Origin of the sequence: Aeromonas sp. QDB62 (assembly GCF_027705695.1) — a bacterium.
Lineage (GTDB): Bacteria > Pseudomonadota > Gammaproteobacteria > Enterobacterales > Aeromonadaceae > Aeromonas > Aeromonas allosaccharophila.
In genome coordinates, this window is sequence record NZ_JAPDCD010000005.1 from 17,917 (window position 1) to 40,327 (window position 22,411).

Below are 22,411 nucleotides of genomic sequence, written 5' to 3' on the forward strand. Positions count from 1 at the left end.
TTAAAATGCGTAGCTATCTGTTATTGCTGGCCATTGGCCTGCTCTGGGGTTCCCAGTTCATTTTCATGCACCAGGCCGTTGCCGAGTTGCCCCCCATTCTGGTGGCTGCCGGTCGTGCCCTGTGCGGCAGCCTGACCCTGGGTCTGCTCTGCCTGTTCATGCGGCTCAAGAGTGAGCACACCCCGTGGCGCACCTATATGCTGATCGCCCTGCTGGATGCCACCATCCCCTTCATCATGGTCGCCTGGGGCCAGCAGTACGTGGATAGCGCCATCGCCGCCGTGGTCATGGGTTGTATCCCGTTTGTGACCATTCTGGCTGCACCGCTGTTTATTTCTGGTGAAAGAATCACCAAAACCGGTCTGCTCTCGGTGATCATCGGCTTTGCCGGTGTACTCACCCTGTTCTGGCCGAAACTCTCCCAGGGCATGAACGCCGGTCTGCTCGGTGCCGTTGCCATCCTGTTCGGTGCCAGCTGCTTCGCCATCGGCCTGCTGATGATCAAGCGCTTCGCCAAGGACCATCCGGTCGTGGTTGCCCGCAATATCCTGATCTCCTCGGCCACCCAGTTGCTGCTGGTCGCCCCCTTCATGGTTGACCTGAGCAACCTGACCATGCCGAGCAGCCAGGCCCTGAGCGCGATTACCGTGCTGGGTACCCTCTGTACCGGTCTGGTCTACTTCCTCTACATGGCGCTGATCCAGAAGGCTGGCCCGACGTTCGCCTCCTTCAGCAACTATCTGGTGCCGCTGTTCGGTGTGATGCTGGGTGCCCTGTTCCTCGGCGAGCAGATCCACCCCACCACAGGTGTTGCTCTGGCCCTGATCCTCGGCTCGGTCGCCATGAACCAGTGGGCGCAACAGCGTCGCACGCAGCGCGAGGTCACCCTATGTCAGGCATCCTGACCACTCTCTGCGGGGGTCTGGTACTGATTGCCGGCTGGCAGTATCGCCAGCGACTGGCCGGGATCATGGGCTTGCTGATGGTACTGCTGCCCTGGTTCTTCGATAGCAAGCTGCAAGCCATGCTGAGCTATGCCCTGAATGCCTGAAGTCCATCTCTGAATGTGTGACGAGAGTCTATCTCTCCTGTTTTGGGACTGTTTTTAAAAAAACCTCCGATTTGTCCCCCGCTACCGGCGCTCTGCGCCGGTTTTTTTATGCCTGCCAGCCGGCGTCAGAGCAGATAGCGATAGCTGAGCCGCTCGTTTTTGCGCGGCCCGGTGATCAGCCAGCTCAGCAAAAAACCGCCGTCGATCTCGGTCAGCTCGGCGCTGTAGTGATCCGCCCCGCACAGATGCGGCTCGGCGGTCAGCCAGCGGCCATCTCCTTGCGGCAGCAGCTCGAACAGTTCGACCGGCGCCTCATAACGCAGATGGGAGAGGCGGATCCCCCGCTCGCTGCGCTGCCACCAGAAGCGGTTGTGCATGGCGAGTTCCCGTCCATGGGGCGTGGTGTAGCGGCCCTGCTCGCTAAACAGCCTGCCACCCTGATGATCGGTCACCTGCACACGCCCCTCGCCCCGACCATTCCAGTCGGTCGCCGACCCCTCGCCATTGCTGGCGGTAAAGCTAAATGCTCCGACCTGTGGCAATCGCGCCCATAAACGCTGGATTGCCGCTTCCATCTCGGCCATCATAGCCCCCTTAAAATTGACAACTGACGATAAATCAAACACATGAACTACTTGATAGGGGTCACCCTGCTCTGGTCATTCTCCTTCAGCCTGATCGGGGTATACCTCGCTGGCCAGGTGGATGCCTACTTCTCGGTGCTGACCCGCATCGCCCTCGCCAGTCTGGTGTTTCTCCCCTTCCTGCGCCGCCGCTGGCTGCGCCCCGATCTGGTGGCCAAGCTGATGGCCCTCGGCGCCATCCAGCTCGGCATCATGTATCTCTTCTACTACCACTCCTTCCTGCTGCTGACGGTGCCGGAAGTGCTGGTCTTTACCATTTTCACCCCCCTCTATGTCACCCTGCTCCACGATCTGCTGGAGCGGCGCTTCAAGCCCACCTATCTGTGGGGCGCCCTGCTGGCAGTGATCGGGGCTGCCGTCATCCGTTTCGATGGCCTGACCGAAAGCTATGTGCTGGGATTTCTGGTGGTGCAGGGGGCCAACCTCTGTTTCGCGCTCGGTCAGGTAGGCTACAAGGTACTGCTGGCGCGGGAGGCGGAGCAACCACCGCAACTGGCGGTATTCGGCTGCTTCTATCTGGGAGCGCTGGTGATCGCCCTGCCCGCCTGGTGGCTGCTGGGCAAGCCGCAATATCCGACATCAGGATTGCAGTGGGGCATTCTGCTGTGGCTGGGAGTGGGAGCCTCCGGCCTCGGCTACTTCCTGTGGAACAAGGGGGCGACGCTGGTCAGCAGCGGGGTGCTGGCGATCATGAACAATGCGCTCATTCCGGCCGGCTTGCTGGTCAATCTGCTGCTCTGGGGCAAGGATACCGATCTGACCCGGCTGACCATCGGCGGCCTGCTGATGCTGGCCTCGCTCTGGGTCTGCCAGCGCGACCAGCACGGCCAACCCTGACCCCTCTCAGCCGACGACGGTGTTGTGCTCCCGTCTGGCCTGACCGTGGCAGGTGGCCAGCCGGGCCAGCAGATGATCGAGCTGCTCGCCGGTCTGGCTCTGCACCAGCCCGATGCTGACGGTGACCGGCCGCTGTGACAACAGGCTGGCATCGGCAATCTCGAGGCGCAGCCGCTCGGCGATCTCCAGCGCGCTCATCCGCTCGGTCTGGGAGAGCATCAGGATAAAACCGTCCTCATCCCAGCGGGCGAAGGGATCTTCCCGCCGCAGCTCGTGGCGCACGATGCGTGCCAGCTTGGCCAGCATGGCGTCACAAGCCGCTTCGCCAAACAGTTGCTGGATTTTGGCCATGTGATCGACCGAGAACTGCAGCAGGCTGAAGCTGCCGCTCTCGGTCGCCAGCCGCTCCTCAAGCAGTTGCTCGAAGCGGCCACGGCTCTCCAGACCGGTCAGCGGATCGGTGCCATGTCGCTCCTCCACCAGCACCACGGCAGGATCGAGGTGACGCACAACCCCCAGCAGATAGCCCCGCTCATCGCGACGCATCCGCTCTTCCAGCCGGATGTAGTGACCATGATGATGCAGAATGCGGTATTCGAGGCGCAGACCGCTGCTGCGGCCGCTCTGACAGGCGAGCAGGGCATCTTCCAGCCGGGCAGCATCGTCGGGATGAACCCGATCCAGCCAGCCGAGATCATCCGGCCAGCTCTCGCCAAGCCCCAGCAGGCGCAGGCAGGAGGGATCGCGGCGTAACCCCTGTTGAGCAGACCAGGTCCAGATCCCCGCCTCCAGCAGCGTCATGGCATCAGACAGCAGACCCGGATCAAGCCGGGCAGTCACATCGACCAAGGGTGTCTTGAGCATTTCCATGGGGCGCCTCGAAACCGGATCTGAATACCTGCTCAATAAGTAACATTGGCTCTCGCGCCGAGCAACAGGGTCAGCTCGCTTTTGTGTGATACCCGTTCATCAGCGTCTGCCAGTTCTCCGGTACGAAGTGGAAACTGGTATGCAGTTGAGACTCTTTATTGAATGAACGGAGCAAGCGCTCCAGATTGGCCTTCTGCCACTCACCGGGGGAGCGGATCGCCCCCTTGTCAAAGTCGATCACCCACACCTTGTCCGTTTTATCGAGCAGCAGATTGTGGCTGTTGAGATCGGCGTGATAGACCCCGGCATCGTGCAGCTGACGCACCGTCTGGCCGATCTTGTGCCACACCTCGGTCGCCACCGGCCCCTGTTTGAGCTGCGCCACCATATCCTTGGCACCGCGAATCCGCTCGATCAGGATATCGGCGCGATAGAAGGGGCCATGCTTGACCATGCGGGCACCAAACGGACGCGGCACCGGCAACCCCAGTTCGCATAACCTGGCCAGCAGGGTATATTCGGCCATGGCGCGGCTCGACTCGACCCCTTCGAACCAGAAGCGATCCCGCACCACCTTGCCCACCATGCCGCCGCGATAGTAGTGGCGCAGCACCAGATGGCGGGACTCATCCTTGACGAACCAGGTCACCCCCCGCCCGATGGACGTACCCACCACCTGACGGTTGTTCTGCCACCAGGCAGGATCGAATAACTGGGGAGAGGGGTCACGAAAGGCCCCTTCGGCGTACCAGCAGATCTGGTTGTGTTCGGTCTGTATTCGCATCGTGGAGATCCCGCTCGGTGGGTCATGGATCGCAATTTTTCAATTGGCGATGAGGCTGCCGCTCTGGCATGCCCGCAATAGTGGCCTTTAATCAGCGACGTGCAGAAACAGGTCATGGCACTGGGCCCGGCACGATCCTGGCTGACGATTGTGCGCAATTTTACAATCCAGAGGGGAGTTTGCATAATGCCATCCACCCTTTTTGCCAGCCGTGCGCCACAACATGCCGCTATTTCAAACGCCACCCTCCTCCATCTGCATCCTGCGGCTCTCCGCCATCGGGGATTGCTGCCACGCACTGGCGCTGGTGCGCGTCATCCAGCGGGAGTGGCCACAGACCCGCATCACCTGGATCACCGGCAAGATCGAGGCAACCCTGTTTGCCGATCTGCCCGGGGTCGAGGTGATCCCCTTCGACAAGAGCAAGGGGTGGCGCGGCTATCGCGATCTCTGGCAGACCCTCAAGGGACGTAAATTTGATGCCCTGCTCCACCTGCAGGCGGCCATGCGGGCCAGCATTGCCACCCTCGGCATCCGGGCGAACATCAAACTCGGCTTCGACAAGGCGCGGGCCAATGACGGTCAGTGGCTGTTCACCAACCACAAGGTGCCATCCCCCGACTCCCCCCACGTGCTGGACGGTTTCCTCGCCTTCGCCAAAGAGCTTGGCATCAAGGATCTGACCCCGGACTGGCAACTGCCCATCAGCGCCGAACATCAGGCGTGGGCAAAGGAGAAGATTGGCGGTAAACCGACCCTGCTGATCTGCGCCGCCGCCAGCAAGGCATTCAAGAACTGGACTGCCGCAGGCTATGCCGCGCTGGCGGATCACGCCGCCAACAAGGGCTTTCAGGTTTATCTCTGTGGCGGTCCGGCCAAGCTGGAGCGGGATCTGGCCGCCGAGATCCGGCAACTGAGCCAGAGCAAGCCGGTCGATCTGGTGGGGCAGACCAACCTCAAGCAGCTGCTGGCGCTGATTGGCGAAGCGAATCTGGTGCTGGCCCCCGATACCGGCCCAACTCACATGGCAACCTTGGTCGGCACACCGGTGATCGGCCTCTATGCCCACCACAATCCCGCTCGCACCGGCCCCTATCTGTGCCGCGACTACGTGGTCAGCGTCTATCAGGAGCTGGTCGAGCAGGAGACCGGCAAGCCGCTGGCCGAATTGAGCTGGCGCACCCGCCTCAAGGACCCGGAGGCCATGAGCAAGATCACCCGCGATCAGGTGATCGCCGCGTTCGATCGGCTCTGCGCCGATCGCCAGCTGCCGTACTGACAGGGCAACTCGGGAATTCCGAGCCATCAGGCAGGGATAACCTGATGGCCCCAGCCCGCCCCAAAAGGCACAATCAAGGCTGATGTGGGTTACGCTCCCGCAGCAAGCTACGAATACTTTGATCGGCTGGAATATGATTCCGGCCGTTTTTTTATTCGCCGCATTCTGGTAAAATTCGCCGCCTTTACATCCTCCTGACTCAATAATTTTCCGCGTTTTGCGTTTGGCTGTCTCCCTTTCGGGCACAAGACGGCGGTCTCTGCTACAACCAAAACAGCGGTTTCGATTAAAGGTAATAACATGGCGCAACAAGGCACTCTCTATATCATCTCTTCTCCGAGCGGCGCGGGTAAATCCAGTCTGCTCAATGCCTTGCTGACCCAACATAACGCTGCGGGCAAGATGCAGCTGTCGGTTTCCCACACCACGCGCGCCACCCGTCCGGGCGAAGAGCACGGCGTGCACTACCACTTTGTACAGGTGGAAGAGTTCAAGGCACTGATCGAACGCGGTGATTTTCTGGAGTGGGCCGAAGTGTTCGGCAACTACTACGGCACCTCACGCGCCGCCATCGAAGCCTGTCTGGCCAAAGGGATCGACGTATTCCTCGATATCGACTGGCAGGGTGCCCGCCAGATCCGCGAGCAGATGCCGACCAAATCCATTTTCATCCTGCCCCCCAGCCGCGAAGAGCTGGAGCGCCGCCTGATTGGGCGCGGTCAGGACAGCAGCGAGGTGATCGCCGGCCGGATGGCGAAAGCCATTGCCGAAATGGTGCACTACGACGAGTATGACTATGTCATTATCAATGAAGACTTCGAGCAGGCGCTGTTCCAGCTCAGGTCCATTATTGAGTGCCAACGGCTGGAGATGCGTCACCAGCAACAGGCTCAAAAAAACTTGCTGCAACAGCTACTGGCAGAGTAAGCCAAAAACAAGTAAACTTTTGCGTCATTTTTAAACACTGCTTTTCTAAATACAGAAAGCCCAAACACTGGAGTCCTGCATGGCACGCGTTACTGTAGAAGATGCTGTAAAACAGGTAGGTAACCGTTTTGACCTGGTGCTGGTCGCCGCGCGCCGCGCTCGTCAAATCGCGGTACAAGGCAAAGATCCCCTGGTCGACGAAGAGAACGACAAGCCGACTGTGATCGCCCTGCGTGAGATCGAGCTGGGTCTGGTGAACAATCAAGTGATGGACACCCAGGACCGCTACGAGCAGCAAGAGCAGGAAGCCGCCGAGCTGGCTGCCGTTGCTGCCATCGCCGAAGGCCGCGGTTAAGTAATTCCCCCGGTTGGCACCCGCCCGGGTGCCGACTGTTCATCCCCATTTACAACCGCTCGAAAACCTCGCAAACTCAGGGCTCTACCCTCAATTCCACGAATTGCCGTTTCACCGCTGCGGGGACTGTCTTGTATTTATTTGAAAACCTTAAAGAAATAGCCAGTTCCTACCTGCCGCCAGAGCAGGTTGAGAAGCTCAAGCAAGCCTATGTGGTGGCCCGTGATGCCCACCAGGGACAGATGCGTTCCAGTGGCGAACCCTATATCACCCACCCTGTTGCCGTTGCCCGGATCCTGGGTGACATGCGCCTCGATCATGAAACCCTGATGGCCGCCGTGCTGCACGACGTCATCGAAGACACCTCTGTCACCAAGGCCGATCTGGCCGAACAGTTTGGCAATGCGGTTGCAGAACTGGTGGCCGGGGTCTCCAAGCTCGACAAGCTGAAATTTCGCGATCGCAAAGAGGCGCAGGCCGAGAACTTCCGCAAGATGGTGATGGCGATGACCCAGGATATCCGGGTCATCCTGATCAAGCTGGCCGACCGCACCCACAATATGCGTACCCTGGGATCACTGCGACCGGACAAGCGCCGCCGCATCGCCCGGGAAACCCTCGAAATCTTCGCCCCCATCGCCAACCGCCTCGGTATTCATACCATGAAGAACGAGCTGGAAGAGCTGGGCTTCGAGGCGCTCTATCCGATGCGATCCCGTGTGCTGCGCGAATCGGTGCGCCGCGCCCGCGGCAATCGCCGCGAGATCATCGACTCGATCCAGAGCGAAATCAGCGGTCGTCTGAAAGAGGCGGGGATTGAGCATCAGGTCAGTGGCCGCGAGAAGAATCTCTTCTCCATCTACAACAAGATGGAGAAAAAAGAGCTGCAATTTCATGAGGTAATGGATATCTACGCCTTTCGGGTCAAGGTGAAGGACATAGATACCTGTTACCGGGTGCTGGGGCAGATGCACAGCCTCTACAAGCCGCGCCCCGGCCGCTTCAAGGATTACATTGCCATCCCCAAGACCAACGGCTACCAGTCGCTGCACACCTCGCTGGTAGGACCGCACGGGGTGCCGGTGGAGGTGCAGATCCGCACCGAATTCATGGATCAGATGGCCGATAAAGGGGTTGCCGCCCACTGGGCCTACAAGCAGGATGGCGACAGCTCAGGCACCACCGCCCAGATCCGCGCCCAGCGCTGGATGCAGAGCCTGCTGGAATTGCAGCAGAGCGCTGGCAGCTCGTTTGAATTTATCGAAGGGGTCAAGACCGACCTGTTCCCCGACGAGATCTACGTCTTTACCCCCGAAGGGCGCATCATGGAGCTGCCCGCTGGCGCCACGCCGGTGGACTTCGCCTACACGGTGCACACCGACATCGGCCATGCCTGCGTCGGTTCCCGGGTCGACCGCCACCCCTACCCGCTCAGCAGCCCGCTGCATTCGGGTCAGACGGTGGAGATCATCACGGCGCCGGGCGCCCGCCCCAACGCGGCCTGGCTCAACTTTGTGGTGACCACCAAGGCACGCTCCAAGATCCGCCAGTTCCTCAAGAACCTGCGCACCGAAGAGTCGGTGGTGCTGGGTCGCCGCCTGCTCAACCATGCGCTGGGCGCCAAGAATATCGAAGACATCCCCGAGCCGCGCATCAAGCAGGTGCTGGCCGACACCAAGCACGAGAACCTGCAGGGGCTGCTGGCCGATGTGGGCCTGGGCAACGCCATGAGCGTCATGGTGGCGCGCCGTATGCTGGGGGATGAACTGCCGCCGGAAGAGCAACCCAAGTCCAGCAGCAAGAAGATGCCGATCAAGGGTGCCGACGGCATGCTGGTCACCTTCGCCAACTGCTGCCGCCCAATCCCGGGGGATGCAATCATCGCCCACATCAGCCCGGGCAAGGGGCTGGTGATCCACCAGGAAACCTGTCGCAACATCAAGGGCTACAGCAAGGAGCCGGACAAGTACCTGCCAGTGCAGTGGGAAGTGGACAAGGAGCAGGAACAGGAGTTCCGCACCGGCATCAGCATCGAGATCATCAATCATCAGGGTGCGCTGGCCGAGCTGGCCAACGTGATTGCCGCCACCGGCGCCAACATTCACGCCATCAGCACCGAAGAGAAGGATGGCCGGGTCTATCAGGTCAGCCTGCTCATCACCACCAAGAGCCGCATCCACCTGGCCAATATCATGCGCAAGATCCGCGTGATGCCCAACGTGCTCAAGGTGAGCCGACAGAAGAACTGAATACAGGCGGCGCAAGCCGCCTGCTGCTTTTATAGAGACAAGCCATGACCCCCGAACGCTTCAAGCGCATCACCGACACCTTGGTACAGTACCAGCTCGATTTGACCGTCTGTATGCAAGATATGCGTGCACAAACCTCACAGCATAGAAACTGATATGACTCCCGAACGCTTCAAGCGCATCACCGACATGCTGGCCCAGCGTCAGCTCGATTTGACTGTCTGTATGGAAGAGGTCCATAAACCTCACAATCTGGCCGCCATCGTGCGTACCGCCGATGCCATCGGCATCCACCGGGTACACGCCGTCTGGCCCAAGACCTGGATCCACAAGCGCAAGGGCACCGCCCGCGGCAGCCAGAACTGGGTGGATGTAAAACTGCACCCGGATATCGGCAGCGCGGTGGCCGAGCTGAAAGCCTCCGGCATGCAGATCCTGGCGACCCATCTCTCCGAGAGTTCGGTCGATTTTCGCGCCATCGACTACACCAAACCGACCGCCATTCTGGTGGGTCAGGAGAAACACGGCATCGGTGAAGAGGCGCTGGCGCTGGCCGATCACCATATCGTCATCCCCATGGTCGGCATGGTGCAGTCCCTCAACGTCTCGGTGGCGGCTGCCGCCATCCTCTACGAAGCGCAGCGCCAGCGCGAGCTGGCCGGTTGCTATCAGCGCGGCTGCCCGCTCACGCTGGAGGAGCAGAACAGTATCCTGTTCGAGGGGGGTTATCCCATCTATGCCCAGCTCTGCAAAGAGAAAGAGATGCCCTATCCCCAGCTCGGCCAGGCCGGTGAAATTCTGGCGGACGAAGAGTGGTGGCAGCGGATGCAGCTGACCCGCAAAGGCTGGGCGCAACAGAGCGAGCAGGACGATCCGCAGGAGGAGTGATGGAGAACCCTTTTGGCAGCTGGCTGGAATCGCAAATCATCCGGGATCACCTGACCAACCCGAACATAGAGGCTGGCGACTACAGCTACTACTCCGGCTACTACCACGGCAAGCCGTTCGAGGATCACTGCGTACGCTATCTGCTGGGGGATGGCTCGACCCGTGCCAGCTGGGACAGCGGCCAGTGGGGCACGGAAGTAGACCGCCTGATCATCGGCAAGTTCTGCTCCATCGGCTCGGGTGCCACCTTCATGCTGGCAGGCAATCAGGGCCACCGACTGGACTGGGTCTCCACCTTCCCGTTCAACCCAGACACCTTTGGCGAAGGGGCTCGCAGCGGCTTTCTGCGCAAGGGCGACACCCGGATTGGCAACGATGTCTGGATCGGCTCGGAAGCGATGATCATGCCCGGCATCACCATAGGTGATGGTGCCGTCATCGCCACCCGCGCCGTGGTGACCAAAGATGTGGCTCCTTACACCATTGTCGGTGGTAACCCGGCCCAGCCGATCCGTCGCCGTTTCAATGAGGAGCAGATCGTCATGCTGCAAGAGATGCAGTGGTGGCACTGGCCCCTGCCCCGCTTGCAAGCCAGCATGGCGCTGCTCTGCTCGGGGGATATCGCCGCCCTTTATCACCATTGGCAACAGGAGTGTGCCCGATGAAATCCCTCGCTCTTTCCCTGTTGGCCTTGACCCTGTTTTCTGCCGGAGCCCTTGCCGTGACCAATACCTATCAGCTCACCAGCGAAGCCGATGTACCCAGCCTCTACCGGCAAACCCTGCCCGACTTCTGGCACCAGCATGCCGTCGAAGGGGAGTTCAAGGGCAAGGATGGCGTCATCATCCGCTATGCCGCCCTGCGGCAGGAGAAAGTCGATCGCGCCATCCTCATCGTCAATGGCCGGGTCGAGAGCTATCTCAAGTATCAGGAGCTGGCGTGGGATCTCTGGCGCCAGGGCTATAGCCTCTACCTCATCGATCACCGCGGTCAGGGGATGTCCGGCCGGATGCTGGATGACCAGCAGAAGGGATATGTCGACCAGTTCGACGATTATGTGGTCGATCTCAAGCAGTTTCACGACCAGATAATCATGGCAGACCAGCCTGCCAAGCTGTTCCTGCTGGCCCACTCCATGGGCGGTGCCATCTCGGCCCGCTATCTGGAGCGCTGGCCCGAGGATATCAAGGCAGCCGTGCTCTCCTCCCCCATGATGGGCATCAACCTCGGCGGCCTGCCCAAGTGGCTGGCCAAGGGGCTGGCAGCCACCCTGGGGACGGTCGGCGGCTGGATCGGCGAGCCCCCCTACGGCCCCGGTCAGGGCCCCTATCAGGATGACGGCTTTGCCGATAACGGGCTGACCCACAGCCACTCCCGTTATCAGGCCTTCCGCCAGCTCTACGAGCAGTACCCGCAGATCAAGCTGGGTGGCGCTACTGCCCACTGGATTTATCAGGGTATCACCGGTGCCGATGCCGCTATCGCCGAGGCGGGTGCCATCAAGACCCCCCTGTTGGTCCTGCAGGCAGGCGACGACAAGATCGTGGACAATGCCGCCCAGGATCGCTTCTGCACCCTGGCAAAGTGCGAAGGGGGCAAGCCGCTGCGGATCGAGGGTGCCTGGCATGAACTGCTGATGGAGACGGATGACAAGCGCCAGCCCGCCCTGACCGCGATGGCTGAATTTTTCGCCCGCTTCTGAGCTGGCTATTTTTTGTAACCCTAAATAAATGGGGTGACAGTGCGGGCTAAGGTAAACTGCCCCTGTTTTCAATTGATGCCGAGGTAATGATGTTCAAGGTAGTTGTATCCGATCTCGATGGCACCCTGCTCAACAAGCAGCACCAGATCTCTTCCCGCACCCGGGATACCCTGCACCGCCTGGTAGAACAAGGTGTGAAATTTGTGGTCGCCACCGGCCGTCACCACGTGGACGTGCGCAGCTTCCGCGATGCGTTGGGGATGGACATCTACCTCATTACCTCCAACGGTGCCGTGGTTCATGACAAGCAGGACCAGCTGGTGTTCAACCAGCCGCTGCCGGCCGAGATCGCCGCCGAGTTGATCGCGCTGGAGCGCGACCCCTCCATCCACCTCAACGTCTATCAGGGCGATGACTGGGTGGTCGAAGAGGAGCTGCCCTGGTTGCTGAGCTTCCACGACGAGTCCGGCTTCACCTATCGGCTGGTCGATGATCTGACCAAGGAGCCGAAAGAGAAGATCAACAAGGTGTTCTACATCGGCGACCACGAAAAGCTGCTGAAGATCGAGGCGCACCTCAACCAGCGCTACGGCGACCAACTCAACGTCACCTTCTCCTTACCGGACTGCCTCGAAGTGATGCACGCCGGGGTTCACAAGGGTAATGCGGTGCGTGCCGTGCTGGAACAGAACGGCTTTGACATGTCCGAGGCGATCGCCTTCGGGGATGGAATGAACGACTTCGAGATGCTGACCATGGTGGGACGCGGCATCGTCATGGGCAACGCCCATGATCGCCTGAAAATGGCGCTGCCGGAGTATGAGCAGACCCTCACCTCCGATGAAGATGGCGTTGCCGTCTATCTGGAAAAGCTGTTCGAGCTGGAGAGCGTCAGCGCAGCCTGAGTTCAGGCCAGAAGCAGATCAACATGGATACCCGGTGTGGTATCCATGACTGTCACTGTGCCGAAGTAGGCGTGCTCACCGCTTGAAACGGTAATCACAGGCCGTGCAGCAATATTCCCGTGAAATCTGCCGATCGATGGAACGGCCCAGCAAAAGACCCAACCCGCCTCCGGTCGCCCCACCCAGCAAGGCGCCCCCCACTGCGCCTGCGATAGCGCCGACCGGCGTGCCAAGACTGCCCAAAGAGGCTCCCCAACCGGCACCCAGCTTGGCAAAGGTGGCGGCACAAGCGTAGCCACCCGCAGCACCACACCCCATTGCACAGGCCTTGCCGACCCGTTCATCCTCAACCTTGTCCACCGCCTCACTCATGCAACTTGGACATCTCATGATCCACTCCCGCTCAATCAGGACTGCATCATTATCGGTCAGGATCGATGAATGCGTCACCTGCAACCGCCATCAGCTACCAGGCTTGAACTGCTCCTTGTCGAGCCCGTGCTTCTTCATCCGCAGATAGAGCTTCTTGCGGGGAATGCCAAGGTAGCTGGCCGCCTCGGTCACCCGGCCAGAAAAGAGGAACAGGGTGTCCTCAATCACCCGCCGTTCAAACTCGTCGACCAGATCGTCCAGCGGCTCCTTGGCATTCGCGCCGGGGATGGCTCGCTCAGAGCCCGCCAGCTTGATGATCCCGACCGCATAGAGTTCGGCCACGTTTCTCAACTCGCGAATATTGCCGGGCCACTGGTGGCGCTTGAGGGTCTCCAGATAGGCACGATCCACTGCGGGCACCGTCTTGCCTATCCGCTTGCACCCTTCTCGCAAAAAATGGCGAAAAAGGGGAATGATGTCACAGCTTCGCTCAACCAGCCTCGGCAGTTTGAGTCTCACCTGTGAAAGAAAATAGTAGAGCTGGGGCATCAGTAGTTGTTGCTCAACCAGCGCCTCGGGAGACTCCTCAAACAGGGCTATGGTACGCAGTGACTTCTCTCCCCGCCGCTCCTGCTCCAGCAGATGGTTACCCAGCCAGCGCTGGCACTCTGCCGTCAGCCTTGCCGGAGATTGCAGCACCAGCGTCCCCTGTTCCGCCTTGACCAGGCTGGCCTGGATCTCGCTCAGGGAGCTCGCTGACGAACAATCATGAAGGTGGAATGGATGCGCCTTACGCGCACTGATCTTGTGCAGCAACTGAGCCAGCGTGTAGCGACCGGAACCCGGCGCCCCCTCCAGCATCAGATCCTTGTCGGTCTGTGCCAACTGGTTGATCTGCTGGCGGATAGCGACCAGTTGCGGACTGGTGCCGATCAACTCATCCTCAACCGTCGCCCGGATCTCACTGCGCTGGGTCATGATCGCACTGCGTTGCGCGCAGGCCCGCTCCAGCAGATCGAGCAACGACTGGGGATTAAGCGGTTTTTCCAGAAAATCGAAGGCCCCCAGCTTGACTGCCCTCACCGCCAAAGGGATATCGCCGTGCCCGGTGATCATGATGACCGGCAGATCGCCATCGATCTCCAGCACCCGGTCCAGCAGCTCCATGCCGTTCATGGCGGGCATATAGATATCGGACACGACCACCCCCGGCCACTGCTGTGACAACAACGTCAGCGCCTCATGGGGAGAGGTGGTTGCCTTGGGCTGGTAGCCGGACAGGCGCAACAGGTGGCAATAGGACTCCAACACGTCCTCATCGTCGTCCACCAGCAACACATTGGCCTGACGATTATGGGGTAACAGCATCGCTTTTCATCTCCTTCGGTGGCTCACGCCCCCCGGCAAATTCCACTATAACCATGGCCCCCCTCTCCAACGCGGAGCCCAGCAAGATATCCGCCCCGCAGCGCGCCAGCAGGGAGCGACAGATGGTCAGTCCCAGCCCCAACCCCACCTCTTTGGAGGTAGTGAAGGGGGTAAAAAGTTTGGGCAGGATGGCCTCACCAAATCCGGGTCCACTGTCGGCAATTCCGATGCGCAGCGACCCGCCCTCCTGTGCGAGACACAGCAGACGGATCTGGCGCAGCTCCCGTCCGGCGATAGCATCCATCCCGTTAACCAGCAGATTGACCAACACCTGTTCAACCAGCACGGGATCAGCCTCAATCCACAGCCCATCCGGCAGTTCGTTTTGCAACTGGCAGCCATCGCGCTTCGCGCGGGTTTCTAGCAGCAACAGCGCCTGATCGGCCAACTCTTTCGGATCGAGCCGGATGCGGGTATCGGGGGTTGGCGATTTACGGGCAAAATTGCGCAAGGCGGTAATGATGCGATGCATGCGCTGGCTCAGTTTCTCGATCTTGCCAAGATCGCTGCCCAGAGAGTGGTAGTGACCGGCATCCAGCGCCACACGGCTGGTATAGAGGTAGGTCATCATGGCTGACAGCGGCTGATTGAGTTCATGGGCCAGACTGGTCATCGCCTGCCCCACCACGGCCATCTTGGCCGCCTGGATCAGCTCATCCTGCGCCTGCAGCAAGTTGTGTTCTGCCTGTTGCCGCTGCACCACCTCTGCGGCAAGCAGCCGGTTTTTTTCTGTCAGCTCCCGGGTACGCTCAGCCACCAGCGACCCCAACTCTCGGGCCGTTATCTCCTGCCGGGTCACATCCGTGATGGTGATAATGAACCTGTGTCCGCGCCCCTGCTCGAACCGACGCAGGTTGAAGTGCAGGAAACGGGGCTGACTGTCAGCGCCGGTGGCAATTGTGCACTCACTGTAGCCCAGCGTGAGCAGTTGCTGCCCGGGCTCGAACTGGGCAGCCAACATGGCCTTGGCATCATCGGGGAATACCTGCCACAGAGGTTGTTCCGGTTTGATCACTGTTTGCTGGAAAAGGGTCAAGGCACTGGGGTTCACCGACTCTATGGTGCCATCGGGATGACAGGTAATTAAGCAGGCCTGGGTGTTATTGATGAGGTTGAGGGCATTGGTCTTCTCCATTTGCTGCAGCTGCTGACAGAAGTGGCGCAGACTCTCGCCCAGCAGACCGATCTCGTCCCGGCCTTGCGTTCTGACCACCGCATCCATCTGACCTTCCGCAACCCGGGCAAGATCCTGCCCCAGGGTATCGAGTCGACCAATCAACCTGCGCCCAATCAGCACCACCAGCACGAAGATGCTGATCAAGATGGATAGTCCAAGCACCACCAGGATCACCAGCTTGCCCGTTGCCACCATCTGGCTACTGTTGCGACCGAGCGCACTCAGAGAGCGGTTCGCCTCGGTCACGATCAGAGAGACCCGCTGATGGTAGCGAGAGACGGCGCTATCAAGCTGTGGCCGTAGTGCTGTGAGCTGTTGGTGGGTTTGCGCATCGGCTTGCAACAACAGGTAAAGGTGTCCGTTCGGCTTCACCAGCGTCACGATATCCTGCAGGATCTGGCGATAGCTCACGGTCGAAGGATACTCGGCCAGGCGGGAGATCAACTCATCCATCTCGTCGATCTTGTAGCCGATAAACAGAAATGCACTCTCCAGATCCTGCTGATTGCGCTGGGCAATCACCTCGTTGACCAGCGCCAGCAGCTCATTCTCCTTGAAAGTAAGGTCTTGCAAGGCAGAGAACTCCTTGATGACGGAGCCAAACTCCCCCATGTCATTCGGGCTGCCAACCATACCGGTGAGATGCCACTCTACCTCTTGCAACAGCGGCGCCACATCGTCCACCAAATCCTGATGCAGCCAGTTGATTCGCTTCTGTAACTGTTGCAACGACTCAAGATGATCGATCTGGCGCTTGAGGTAAGTACCATGATTGTCCACCAGCAAGTTCAGTTCGGTGAACGCCTGCTGCTGTGAGCGATCATCCTCACTGCCCCGAGGATATGCGTTGCGGATATCAAGCAGGGTGCTGGAGACCGCCGCAGAAAGCTGGCTGTATTTCACCGGATCCCGGGTATCACGCAACTGTGCCAATAGCAGCAACAGACGGGAGCTGGCCCGCTCCAGCTGATAAGCGCTGCCGATGGCCGGCAGGCTCTCTTCAACAATCCGGTTTACCTGCTGCCCCAGTCGACCCCACACCATGTAAGCCGCCATCCCCATGACACAGGTCAGGACAGTAATGGAAACAAACGCGAGAATAAGGCGGCGGCCCAGACTTCTCGGCAAGCGCAGCAAGCGACCCCAGCCCATCATGGCTTGACCGCCTGATCGACCAGCAGGCGAGCCTCGCCAAGACGAGCTTCCATAGTCTGGCGCCACTGGTGCATCACCTTCTCGGTTTGCGGATTGCTCTGATCCCGGTCATACAGTCCGTCAAACTGCGCTAGCAGGGCCGGGTCACTAGCCTCCCGCTCACTCAAGGGGGGAGTGCTGGCTTTGGCTCTTGCCTGTTCCAGCAGGCGTTCACGGGCAGGATCACCCCGGGTATCCGCGCCGTTGATCTCCTGCCAGGTGAGCTTCAACCGCGGTAACTGCTGGGTGATGGTCTGCTCGAATAACGCCTTGAGCAGACCGGCGCGCCGGTACAGCAGATCTTTGTCGGTGACATATTTGGCCTCGCTGGCAAGGCGGGGTTGATTCAGCGTCACCTTGGCCATACCCGGGGTGGCGATAATGGCCTGCCCCTTGGCTGATAACAGATACTTGATGAAGCGGGCCGCATTGGCCGGATGCTCGCTGCTGCGAGCAACGCCAAGATAGGTAGGCAGTATCACCGCATCAGGCAGGATATTGAAGCCAACGTGATCGAAACGAGCCTGACTGTTGCGGGCATAGCTGTCGATCACCAGACCGGCACCGGCCAGACCGCGAGTCACCCCGTCGCTCACGCCGAAACTGCGGGCCGTAATGGCCGACAGGTTGCTGCCGAGCCTCATCAGGAGTGCCCATCCCTGCTCCCAGCCATACTGCTGCAAGACACTCTCCACCATCATATGGGTCGTACCTGACTGGGAAGGGGAGCTCATCATCACATGCCCCATGAACTGTGGCGAAGCCAGCTGCTGCCAGGTGGTCGGTACCGGCAGGTGGTACTTGTCCAGATAGCGGCGGTTATACATGATGCCGCTGCCCGAGTATCCAACCACGGCCACCTTGTTGCCCAGCCCCAACATATGGGGGGTCAGCCAATCGGGAGGCACTGTTTCAGCCGATAAACCGGCCAGCAAACCAGCCTGATCCAGCGTGTGAAAAAAAGTCGGGGATGAAGACATGATGATGTCGACCCCGGGAGCATCATCCGCCGTCAGCAGCCGCAAGGCGGGAAGCGTCCGGCGATAGATGACCTCAACGCGGATCGCCGGATATTGCCGGGAGAACCCCTCGATCACCGCCTTGACCGGCGCCTCCGAAAAGGAGGTCAATACCGTCAGGGTCGAGGCATGGAGAGGGGTAAAAGGCAGCAGGATCGCGACCAGCAAAAACGGGAGCTGTCGGCAAAATATGGGCATGGTCTCTCTGTCGGCTCGCTGGCAATTATCGGATTATGTGCGGTACATCCAATATTCAACACAAGGGGTAAAAATCATTTCATCAGGGGTGAGCCAGTTTTGACTCACCTCCCTGTTACACGAACCTATTGTTATTCATCGCTCGTTACCGGGACAGTCAAAAGAAGTCATTTTCGCCCCATGAAACCCACACGATTGAGTCAAGGTTGACTCATTTCGGCCATTTTGCCGCCCCGTTTTCTCCTTTCATATGATGGCTCCAGCTAACAGAGCTTCCTCTGAAACCTTGCTGCCCAACATACACGGAGAACAATATGTTCAACTTTTTCAAAACGCGAGCAGACCTTCCGGTCATGGATGCCTCGCCCGATAAAATCCGCTCGATTTACCGCAAGTACCAATGGCAGGTGTTCCTCGGTCTGGTACTCGGCTACGCCATGTTCTACGTCGTCCGAATGAGTTTGAACGTGGTCAAGAAACCCATGCTTGACGCCGGTATAGTGACGCTGGAAGAGCTGGGGATTATTGGCTCCGCCTTCCTGTTTACCTATGCCGTAGGCAAGTTCTCGAACGGCTTCCTCTCCGACTACGCCAACATTGGCCGCTTCATGTCGGTGTCGCTCGGTCTCTCCTCCATCTGTACCATCCTGATGGGCATGAATACCGCAACCTTCTTCCTGGTGCTGATGTGGGGTCTGAATGGCTGGTTCCAGTCGGTCGGTTCCGCACCATCCTGCGTCTCCATCTTCCAGTGGTTCTCCCCCAAGCAGCGGGGCTCCGTTTATTCCATCTGGGGCGGCTCCCGCAACATCGGTGAAGGCATCTCCTGGATCCTGACCGCCAGCATCGTCAGCTTCTTCGGCTGGAAAGCGGGCTTTATCGGTGCCGGTCTTGCCTCTCTGGCTGCCGCGCTGTGCATGTATCTGGTGCTGAAAGATCGCCCGCAGACCTATGCCCTGCCAGAACCTGCCGTTGCCTTTGGCGAACAAGCGGAGATCACCAAGAAGGTCGAGCCAGCCGAGATCCGTCGCGCCCAGCTGTTTGTGCTTAAACAGCCGACCGTATGGCTGATCGCGGCAGCCTGTGCCTGCATGTACATGTCTCGCTACGCTATGAGCTCCTGGGCCGTGCTCTATCTGCAAGAGCAGAAAGGGTACAACCTGATCGATGCGGGCTTTGCCATGTCTGCCTACCCCATCGCCGGTTTCCTCGGCGCCATTCTGGCGGGCATCATCTCTGACAAAATCTTCAACGCCAACCGCCACATCCCGACCCTGCTCTACGGGTTGGCCAACATTGCCGGTATGTGCCTGATGTTCTGGGGCCCGCAGAGCCGCATGATGGATGCCGTCGCACTGGCGCTGATCGGTTATGCCATCGGGGGACTGGTCGTGTTCCTGGCGGGCCTGACAGCCTGTGACCTGATGCCAAAAACTGCCGTGGGCGCAGTTAAGGGCTTTATCGGCCTCTGCTCCTACATCGCAGCCTCCTGTCAGGAGCTGGTCTCCGCCGCCCTGATCAAAACCAGCGTGGTCGATGGTGTCACTCACTATGACTTCAGCAGTGCCAAGTATTTCTGGCTCGGCGCATCCGTGGTCTCCATGCTGCTCGCCTTGACGGTATGGAACGCCAAAAAAGTGGTCGAATATTGATCTTGTAACAGACAAAGGGTGGTCAATTGACCACCCTTTTTTCATTGCCAAATCCGAGAAGGGATGTTTCCGATGCGTAAAACCAAAATCATTGCCACTCTGGGCCCTGCGAGCTCAACGGCCGACATGGTGGAAAAACTGATGGAGGCTGGCGCCAATGTGTTTCGCCTGAACTTCTCCCATGGCAGCGGTGAGCAACATATTGCCACCGCCAGCCTGATCCGCAAGACCGCCGCCCGGCTGGGGCTCCATATCGGGATCCTGGCCGACCTGCAAGGCCCAAAAATCCGTATTGCCCGCTTTGCCACAGGGAGCATCACCCTGACCCCTGGCGCCTCTTTTATCCTTGATGCGGCGCCAGGTGACCAACCGGGCGATCAGGATCGCGTCGGCCTCGACTACCCGGAGCTAATCAACGACTTACGCAGCGGCAACATCCTGCTACTGGATGATGGCCGGATCCAGCTTGAGGTCCTGCATATCGAAGGAAGCAGCATCTTCACCCGGGTGCAGATCGGTGGCCCCCTCTCCGACCGCAAGGGGATCAATGTACTGGGTGGAGGGCTCAGCGCCCCGGCACTCACCGACAAGGACAGAGCCGATATATTGACCGCCAGCCAGATCGAGGCCGACTTTATCGCCGTCTCCTTCCCTCGTTGTGCTACCGACCTTGTTGAGGCCAGAACGCTGATCCGGGCCGCAGGCAGTCATGCCGCCATCGTCGCCAAGGTAGAACGAGCGGAAGTGGTGGCCTCGGTCGAGGCGATGGACGAGGTTATTCGCGCCGCAGACATCGTCATGGTGGCACGTGGAGATCTGGGGGTAGAGATTGGCGATGCCAGACTGCCCGGCGTACAAAAGAAGCTGATCAAACGTTGCCATCAGCTCGGCCGACCGGTCATCACGGCCACCCAGATGATGGAGTCCATGATCAGTAGCCCAATGCCAACCCGAGCCGAGGTGCTGGATATCGCAAATGCGGTGATAGACGGTACTGATGCCGTCATGCTGTCAGCCGAATCGGCGGCGGGTCTCTATCCGGTCGAGGCAGTGGAAGCCATGGCTCGCATCGCACACGGAGCAGAACGTGAAATAGACCCGATTCAACCACGCTGGCAGAAAGCGTCCCATCACAGCGATCAATCCAGCCACTGCATGGCACTGGCTGCAATGACGGCTGCGTTCAGTCACGATCAATCCTGTGGTATCGCTGTGCTGACCTCACAGGGAGATGCAGTCACCGCTATCTCTCGCAGCAACCTGAACAATCCAATCTGGGCACTGTCCAACAAACCCATGTTACTCAACCAGATGACGATTCTGCGCGGTGTCACCCCCCTCTTTTATGAAGAGGAGGTGGAAGATGAGAGAGACTCACGGCAGCTGATAGCAACGCTGGAGCAAGCCAATCAACTACATGGCATTCAATCTCTGCTGATCAACCGGCTCGATTCGCTGGAGGGTGCGGGTAGTGAAGATGTCTGCCGCCTGATCCCGCTCGGCAGCAAGCACCGCGACGCTCCGCCCAGCCGGAGTTCATCTTTCCTCTAACGCCGAAATAGAGACAGCAAAGCCTCACCATGTGAGGCTTTGTTTTTTCAGCGTCTCCAGCCAGGGGTTGGGCCGTTGCCAGCTGAAGCTCTGGTTCGCGCCACCGTAACATTCGGCCAGCCGCAGCGGCGTGCCGGGAGTATGGCGTCGCCCGGCCACATCGAGGCAGCGGGAGACCTTGCTGTTGAACAGCCGGTCCTTCTGCCACTCCCACTGCGGCTGCCCGTCACAAGGGGCCAGCATCAGCTCGCTGTCGTTTTTGGCTTGCAGACAGCGATCCTGCAGGCGCAACTCCCCCAGATCCCACTCGAATAGCTGATCGTCTTTGCCGCTGCAGGAGAGGGCCAGCACCTTCTGTTGCGACACCGCGACGCAAAAATCGCCGCTGGTCAGCAAGGGAGAGAGCGCCCGCTCCTGCGGTTGCGAAGTAATGGAGCCCATCATCACATCGGTTGATGGCGGCTTGATGGTACACCCCCCCAGCAGCAAGGCAGCCACTATGGCAGGGGTGCAAGCAACGGAAATTTTATTATTCATGGAAAAACGCCTGAAATGGGCCGATGACATCCGGTTGTCAGTGACTCGAGGCAGCAGCATAACCGAAAGCCGGGGAGCACTGCCCGGATAGAGTGTAAACAGACGTAACAGAGATAGAGGAGAGCTGGCGCAGAAAAGGCTGGAAAGCAAAAAACCCCGCCGAAGCGGGGTTTTTCTAAATGTGGTCGGTGATAAAGGATTCGAACCTTTGACCCTCTGGTCCCAAACCAGATGCGCTACCGGACTGCGCTAATCACCGAGGCTATTTCTTTCAAAATAGTTTACTTCAAAAAACAAAGACGACCTGATGGTCATCCTCATCATACAGCAAGTATGGTGCGAAGAGAGGGACTCGAACCCTCACACCCGGGGGGCACTAACACCTGAAGCTAGCGCGTCTACCAATTCCGCCACCTTCGCATACCTGACAAGCTGTAAAATGGGGTGGCTGATGGGGCTCGAACCCACGACAACCGGAATCACAATCCGGGACTCTACCAACTGAGCTACAGCCACCACAGCTGTTTTCGTTCCACAACACGCCCGTTTAACCGGCGCACGTTTGATGGTGCGCCCGACAGGATTCGAACCTGTGACCTCTGCCTCCGGAGGGCAGCGCTCTATCCAGCTGAGCTACGGGCGCTACGCTGTCGAACGGGGCGCATTATTGATGATGGACGGGGGTTTGTCTACACTTTTCTGCCACCAATGCACTGACCGTTGCTTTTTCAAGCACATCGTGCATTTTTCTTCCACTTATCCCCTGCCTGCCCCAGAAAAGGGGTAATTCCC

General features: G+C 59.4%; 21 protein-coding genes and 4 tRNA genes. 13 read left to right on the forward strand and 12 right to left on the reverse strand.

Going from position 1 to position 22,411, the window contains the following annotated elements; translation table 11 throughout:
• Positions 1–5 precede the first annotated feature (5 nt).
• Together OKC27_RS03775 and OKC27_RS03780 are read left to right on the forward strand one after the other, a co-directional pair.
• A complete protein-coding gene (locus tag OKC27_RS03775; protein WP_042063560.1) occupies positions 6–905 on the forward strand; it encodes a DMT family transporter in 900 nt (299 codons plus the stop codon).
• On the forward strand, positions 890–1,051 hold the full coding sequence (locus OKC27_RS03780; RefSeq protein WP_111808873.1) for a hypothetical protein: 162 nt from the start codon (positions 890–892) through the stop codon (positions 1,049–1,051). The genes OKC27_RS03775 and OKC27_RS03780 overlap by 16 nt, the downstream gene beginning before the upstream one ends.
• A gap of 125 nt (positions 1,052–1,176) precedes the next feature.
• Here the strand turns inward: OKC27_RS03780 and OKC27_RS03785 are convergent, their stop codons facing one another.
• The gene (locus OKC27_RS03785; RefSeq protein WP_182938605.1) at positions 1,177–1,638 is read right to left on the reverse strand and encodes a DUF6314 family protein; all 462 of its coding nucleotides are present in this window, start codon (positions 1,636–1,638) and stop codon (positions 1,177–1,179) included.
• 39 nt (positions 1,639–1,677) lie between these two features.
• Between OKC27_RS03785 and OKC27_RS03790 the strand changes: the two genes are divergently transcribed.
• Positions 1,678–2,532, forward strand: coding sequence for a carboxylate/amino acid/amine transporter (locus OKC27_RS03790; RefSeq protein WP_182938604.1), 855 nt, complete (start codon positions 1,678–1,680; stop codon positions 2,530–2,532).
• Positions 2,533–2,538: 6 nt separating this feature from the next.
• Here the strand turns inward: OKC27_RS03790 and OKC27_RS03795 are convergent, their stop codons facing one another.
• Both OKC27_RS03795 and OKC27_RS03800 read right to left on the reverse strand, forming a co-directional pair.
• Positions 2,539–3,402, reverse strand: coding sequence for a GGDEF domain-containing protein (locus OKC27_RS03795; protein ID WP_182938603.1), 864 nt, complete (start codon positions 3,400–3,402; stop codon positions 2,539–2,541).
• 70 nt (positions 3,403–3,472) lie between these two features.
• Positions 3,473–4,186: a 3-deoxy-D-manno-octulosonic acid kinase gene (locus OKC27_RS03800; RefSeq protein WP_182938602.1), complete on the reverse strand. Its 714-nt coding sequence runs from the start codon at positions 4,184–4,186 to the stop codon at positions 3,473–3,475.
• Between the two features lie 223 nt (positions 4,187–4,409).
• On the opposite strand from OKC27_RS03800, the gene OKC27_RS03805 reads away from it, so the two are divergent.
• From OKC27_RS03805 to OKC27_RS03845, 8 genes are all read left to right on the forward strand, one after another.
• A complete protein-coding gene (locus OKC27_RS03805; RefSeq protein WP_139407087.1) occupies positions 4,410–5,465 on the forward strand; it encodes a glycosyltransferase family 9 protein in 1,056 nt (351 codons plus the stop codon).
• A 300-nt stretch (positions 5,466–5,765) separates the two neighbouring features.
• Complete coding sequence (gmk, locus tag OKC27_RS03810) at positions 5,766–6,392, forward strand: guanylate kinase (protein ID WP_042063568.1); 627 nt, start codon at positions 5,766–5,768, stop codon at positions 6,390–6,392.
• Positions 6,393–6,471: 79 nt separating this feature from the next.
• On the forward strand, positions 6,472–6,747 hold the full coding sequence (gene rpoZ, locus OKC27_RS03815) for a DNA-directed RNA polymerase subunit omega (RefSeq protein WP_005307060.1): 276 nt from the start codon (positions 6,472–6,474) through the stop codon (positions 6,745–6,747).
• Between the two features lie 131 nt (positions 6,748–6,878).
• Positions 6,879–8,996 carry a bifunctional GTP diphosphokinase/guanosine-3',5'-bis pyrophosphate 3'-pyrophosphohydrolase gene (gene spoT, locus OKC27_RS03820; protein WP_042063569.1) on the forward strand — a complete coding sequence of 706 codons (2,118 nt, stop codon included), beginning with the start codon at positions 6,879–6,881 and terminating at the stop codon, positions 8,994–8,996.
• Between the two features lie 156 nt (positions 8,997–9,152).
• Positions 9,153–9,884: a tRNA (guanosine(18)-2'-O)-methyltransferase TrmH gene (gene trmH / locus OKC27_RS03830; protein WP_182938601.1), complete on the forward strand. Its 732-nt coding sequence runs from the start codon at positions 9,153–9,155 to the stop codon at positions 9,882–9,884.
• On the forward strand, positions 9,884–10,549 hold the full coding sequence (locus tag OKC27_RS03835; RefSeq protein WP_182938600.1) for a CatB-related O-acetyltransferase: 666 nt from the start codon (positions 9,884–9,886) through the stop codon (positions 10,547–10,549). The genes trmH and OKC27_RS03835 overlap by 1 nt, the downstream gene beginning before the upstream one ends.
• A complete protein-coding gene (locus OKC27_RS03840) occupies positions 10,546–11,586 on the forward strand; it encodes an alpha/beta fold hydrolase (protein ID WP_182938599.1) in 1,041 nt (346 codons plus the stop codon). Before OKC27_RS03835 ends, OKC27_RS03840 begins: the two co-directional genes overlap by 4 nt.
• A gap of 89 nt (positions 11,587–11,675) precedes the next feature.
• A complete protein-coding gene (locus OKC27_RS03845) occupies positions 11,676–12,491 on the forward strand; it encodes a Cof-type HAD-IIB family hydrolase (RefSeq protein WP_042063577.1) in 816 nt (271 codons plus the stop codon).
• 75 nt (positions 12,492–12,566) lie between these two features.
• On the opposite strand, the gene OKC27_RS03850 is transcribed toward OKC27_RS03845, so the two are convergent.
• The 4 genes from OKC27_RS03850 to OKC27_RS03865 all read right to left on the reverse strand — a co-directional run bounded on the left by OKC27_RS03850 (position 12,567) and on the right by OKC27_RS03865 (position 17,879).
• The gene (locus OKC27_RS03850; protein ID WP_075112347.1) at positions 12,567–12,881 is read right to left on the reverse strand and encodes a hypothetical protein; all 315 of its coding nucleotides are present in this window, start codon (positions 12,879–12,881) and stop codon (positions 12,567–12,569) included.
• A 72-nt stretch (positions 12,882–12,953) separates the two neighbouring features.
• Positions 12,954–14,231, reverse strand: coding sequence for a sigma-54-dependent transcriptional regulator (locus tag OKC27_RS03855; protein WP_182938598.1), 1,278 nt, complete (start codon positions 14,229–14,231; stop codon positions 12,954–12,956).
• Positions 14,215–16,623, reverse strand: a complete 2,409-nt coding sequence (locus tag OKC27_RS03860) for an ATP-binding protein (protein ID WP_270805958.1) — start codon at positions 16,621–16,623, stop codon at positions 14,215–14,217. The genes OKC27_RS03855 and OKC27_RS03860 overlap by 17 nt, the downstream gene beginning before the upstream one ends.
• Positions 16,620–17,879, reverse strand: coding sequence for an ABC transporter substrate-binding protein (locus tag OKC27_RS03865; protein WP_182938596.1), 1,260 nt, complete (start codon positions 17,877–17,879; stop codon positions 16,620–16,622). The genes OKC27_RS03860 and OKC27_RS03865 overlap by 4 nt, the downstream gene beginning before the upstream one ends.
• Before the next feature lie 314 nt (positions 17,880–18,193).
• Between OKC27_RS03865 and OKC27_RS03870 the strand changes: the two genes are divergently transcribed.
• Both OKC27_RS03870 and pyk read left to right on the forward strand, forming a co-directional pair.
• On the forward strand, positions 18,194–19,531 hold the full coding sequence (locus OKC27_RS03870; RefSeq protein WP_270805959.1) for an MFS transporter: 1,338 nt from the start codon (positions 18,194–18,196) through the stop codon (positions 19,529–19,531).
• Between the two features lie 72 nt (positions 19,532–19,603).
• A complete protein-coding gene (pyk, locus tag OKC27_RS03875; protein WP_182938594.1) occupies positions 19,604–21,082 on the forward strand; it encodes a pyruvate kinase in 1,479 nt (492 codons plus the stop codon).
• Positions 21,083–21,106: 24 nt separating this feature from the next.
• On the opposite strand, the gene OKC27_RS03880 is transcribed toward pyk, so the two are convergent.
• From OKC27_RS03880 to OKC27_RS03900, 5 genes are all read right to left on the reverse strand, one after another.
• Positions 21,107–21,619: a ricin-type beta-trefoil lectin domain protein gene (locus OKC27_RS03880; RefSeq protein ID WP_182938593.1), complete on the reverse strand. Its 513-nt coding sequence runs from the start codon at positions 21,617–21,619 to the stop codon at positions 21,107–21,109.
• Between the two features lie 182 nt (positions 21,620–21,801).
• Positions 21,802–21,878, reverse strand: a tRNA-Pro gene (locus tag OKC27_RS03885).
• A gap of 75 nt (positions 21,879–21,953) precedes the next feature.
• A tRNA-Leu gene (locus OKC27_RS03890) sits at positions 21,954–22,039 on the reverse strand.
• A gap of 20 nt (positions 22,040–22,059) precedes the next feature.
• Positions 22,060–22,135: transfer RNA gene (locus OKC27_RS03895), tRNA-His, on the reverse strand.
• Between the two features lie 50 nt (positions 22,136–22,185).
• Positions 22,186–22,262 (reverse strand) — tRNA-Arg (locus OKC27_RS03900).
• Positions 22,263–22,411: the final 149 nt, after the last annotated feature.

Excerpts from the sequence above, each read along its gene's own strand:
- OKC27_RS03775 (WP_042063560.1), top strand. The coding sequence starts at position 6 with ATGCGTAGCTATCTGTTATTGCTGGCCATTGGCCTGCTCTGGGGTTCC.
- OKC27_RS03780 (WP_111808873.1), top strand. The coding sequence starts at position 890 with ATGTCAGGCATCCTGACCACTCTCTGCGGGGGTCTGGTACTGATTGCC.
- OKC27_RS03785 (WP_182938605.1), bottom strand. The coding sequence starts at position 1,638 with ATGATGGCCGAGATGGAAGCGGCAATCCAGCGTTTATGGGCGCGATTG.
- OKC27_RS03790 (WP_182938604.1), top strand. The coding sequence starts at position 1,678 with ATGAACTACTTGATAGGGGTCACCCTGCTCTGGTCATTCTCCTTCAGC.
- OKC27_RS03795 (WP_182938603.1), bottom strand. The coding sequence starts at position 3,402 with ATGGAAATGCTCAAGACACCCTTGGTCGATGTGACTGCCCGGCTTGAT.
- OKC27_RS03800 (WP_182938602.1), bottom strand. The coding sequence starts at position 4,186 with ATGCGAATACAGACCGAACACAACCAGATCTGCTGGTACGCCGAAGGG.
- OKC27_RS03805 (WP_139407087.1), top strand. The coding sequence starts at position 4,410 with ATGCCGCTATTTCAAACGCCACCCTCCTCCATCTGCATCCTGCGGCTC.
- gmk (WP_042063568.1), top strand. The coding sequence starts at position 5,766 with ATGGCGCAACAAGGCACTCTCTATATCATCTCTTCTCCGAGCGGCGCG.
- rpoZ (WP_005307060.1), top strand. The coding sequence starts at position 6,472 with ATGGCACGCGTTACTGTAGAAGATGCTGTAAAACAGGTAGGTAACCGT.
- trmH (WP_182938601.1), top strand. The coding sequence starts at position 9,153 with ATGACTCCCGAACGCTTCAAGCGCATCACCGACATGCTGGCCCAGCGT.
- OKC27_RS03835 (WP_182938600.1), top strand. The coding sequence starts at position 9,884 with ATGGAGAACCCTTTTGGCAGCTGGCTGGAATCGCAAATCATCCGGGAT.
- OKC27_RS03840 (WP_182938599.1), top strand. The coding sequence starts at position 10,546 with ATGAAATCCCTCGCTCTTTCCCTGTTGGCCTTGACCCTGTTTTCTGCC.
- OKC27_RS03845 (WP_042063577.1), top strand. The coding sequence starts at position 11,676 with ATGTTCAAGGTAGTTGTATCCGATCTCGATGGCACCCTGCTCAACAAG.
- OKC27_RS03850 (WP_075112347.1), bottom strand. The coding sequence starts at position 12,881 with ATGAGATGTCCAAGTTGCATGAGTGAGGCGGTGGACAAGGTTGAGGAT.
- OKC27_RS03855 (WP_182938598.1), bottom strand. The coding sequence starts at position 14,231 with ATGCTGTTACCCCATAATCGTCAGGCCAATGTGTTGCTGGTGGACGAC.
- OKC27_RS03860 (WP_270805958.1), bottom strand. The coding sequence starts at position 16,623 with ATGATGGGCTGGGGTCGCTTGCTGCGCTTGCCGAGAAGTCTGGGCCGC.
- OKC27_RS03865 (WP_182938596.1), bottom strand. The coding sequence starts at position 17,879 with ATGCCCATATTTTGCCGACAGCTCCCGTTTTTGCTGGTCGCGATCCTG.
- OKC27_RS03870 (WP_270805959.1), top strand. The coding sequence starts at position 18,194 with ATGTTCAACTTTTTCAAAACGCGAGCAGACCTTCCGGTCATGGATGCC.
- pyk (WP_182938594.1), top strand. The coding sequence starts at position 19,604 with ATGCGTAAAACCAAAATCATTGCCACTCTGGGCCCTGCGAGCTCAACG.
- OKC27_RS03880 (WP_182938593.1), bottom strand. The coding sequence starts at position 21,619 with ATGAATAATAAAATTTCCGTTGCTTGCACCCCTGCCATAGTGGCTGCC.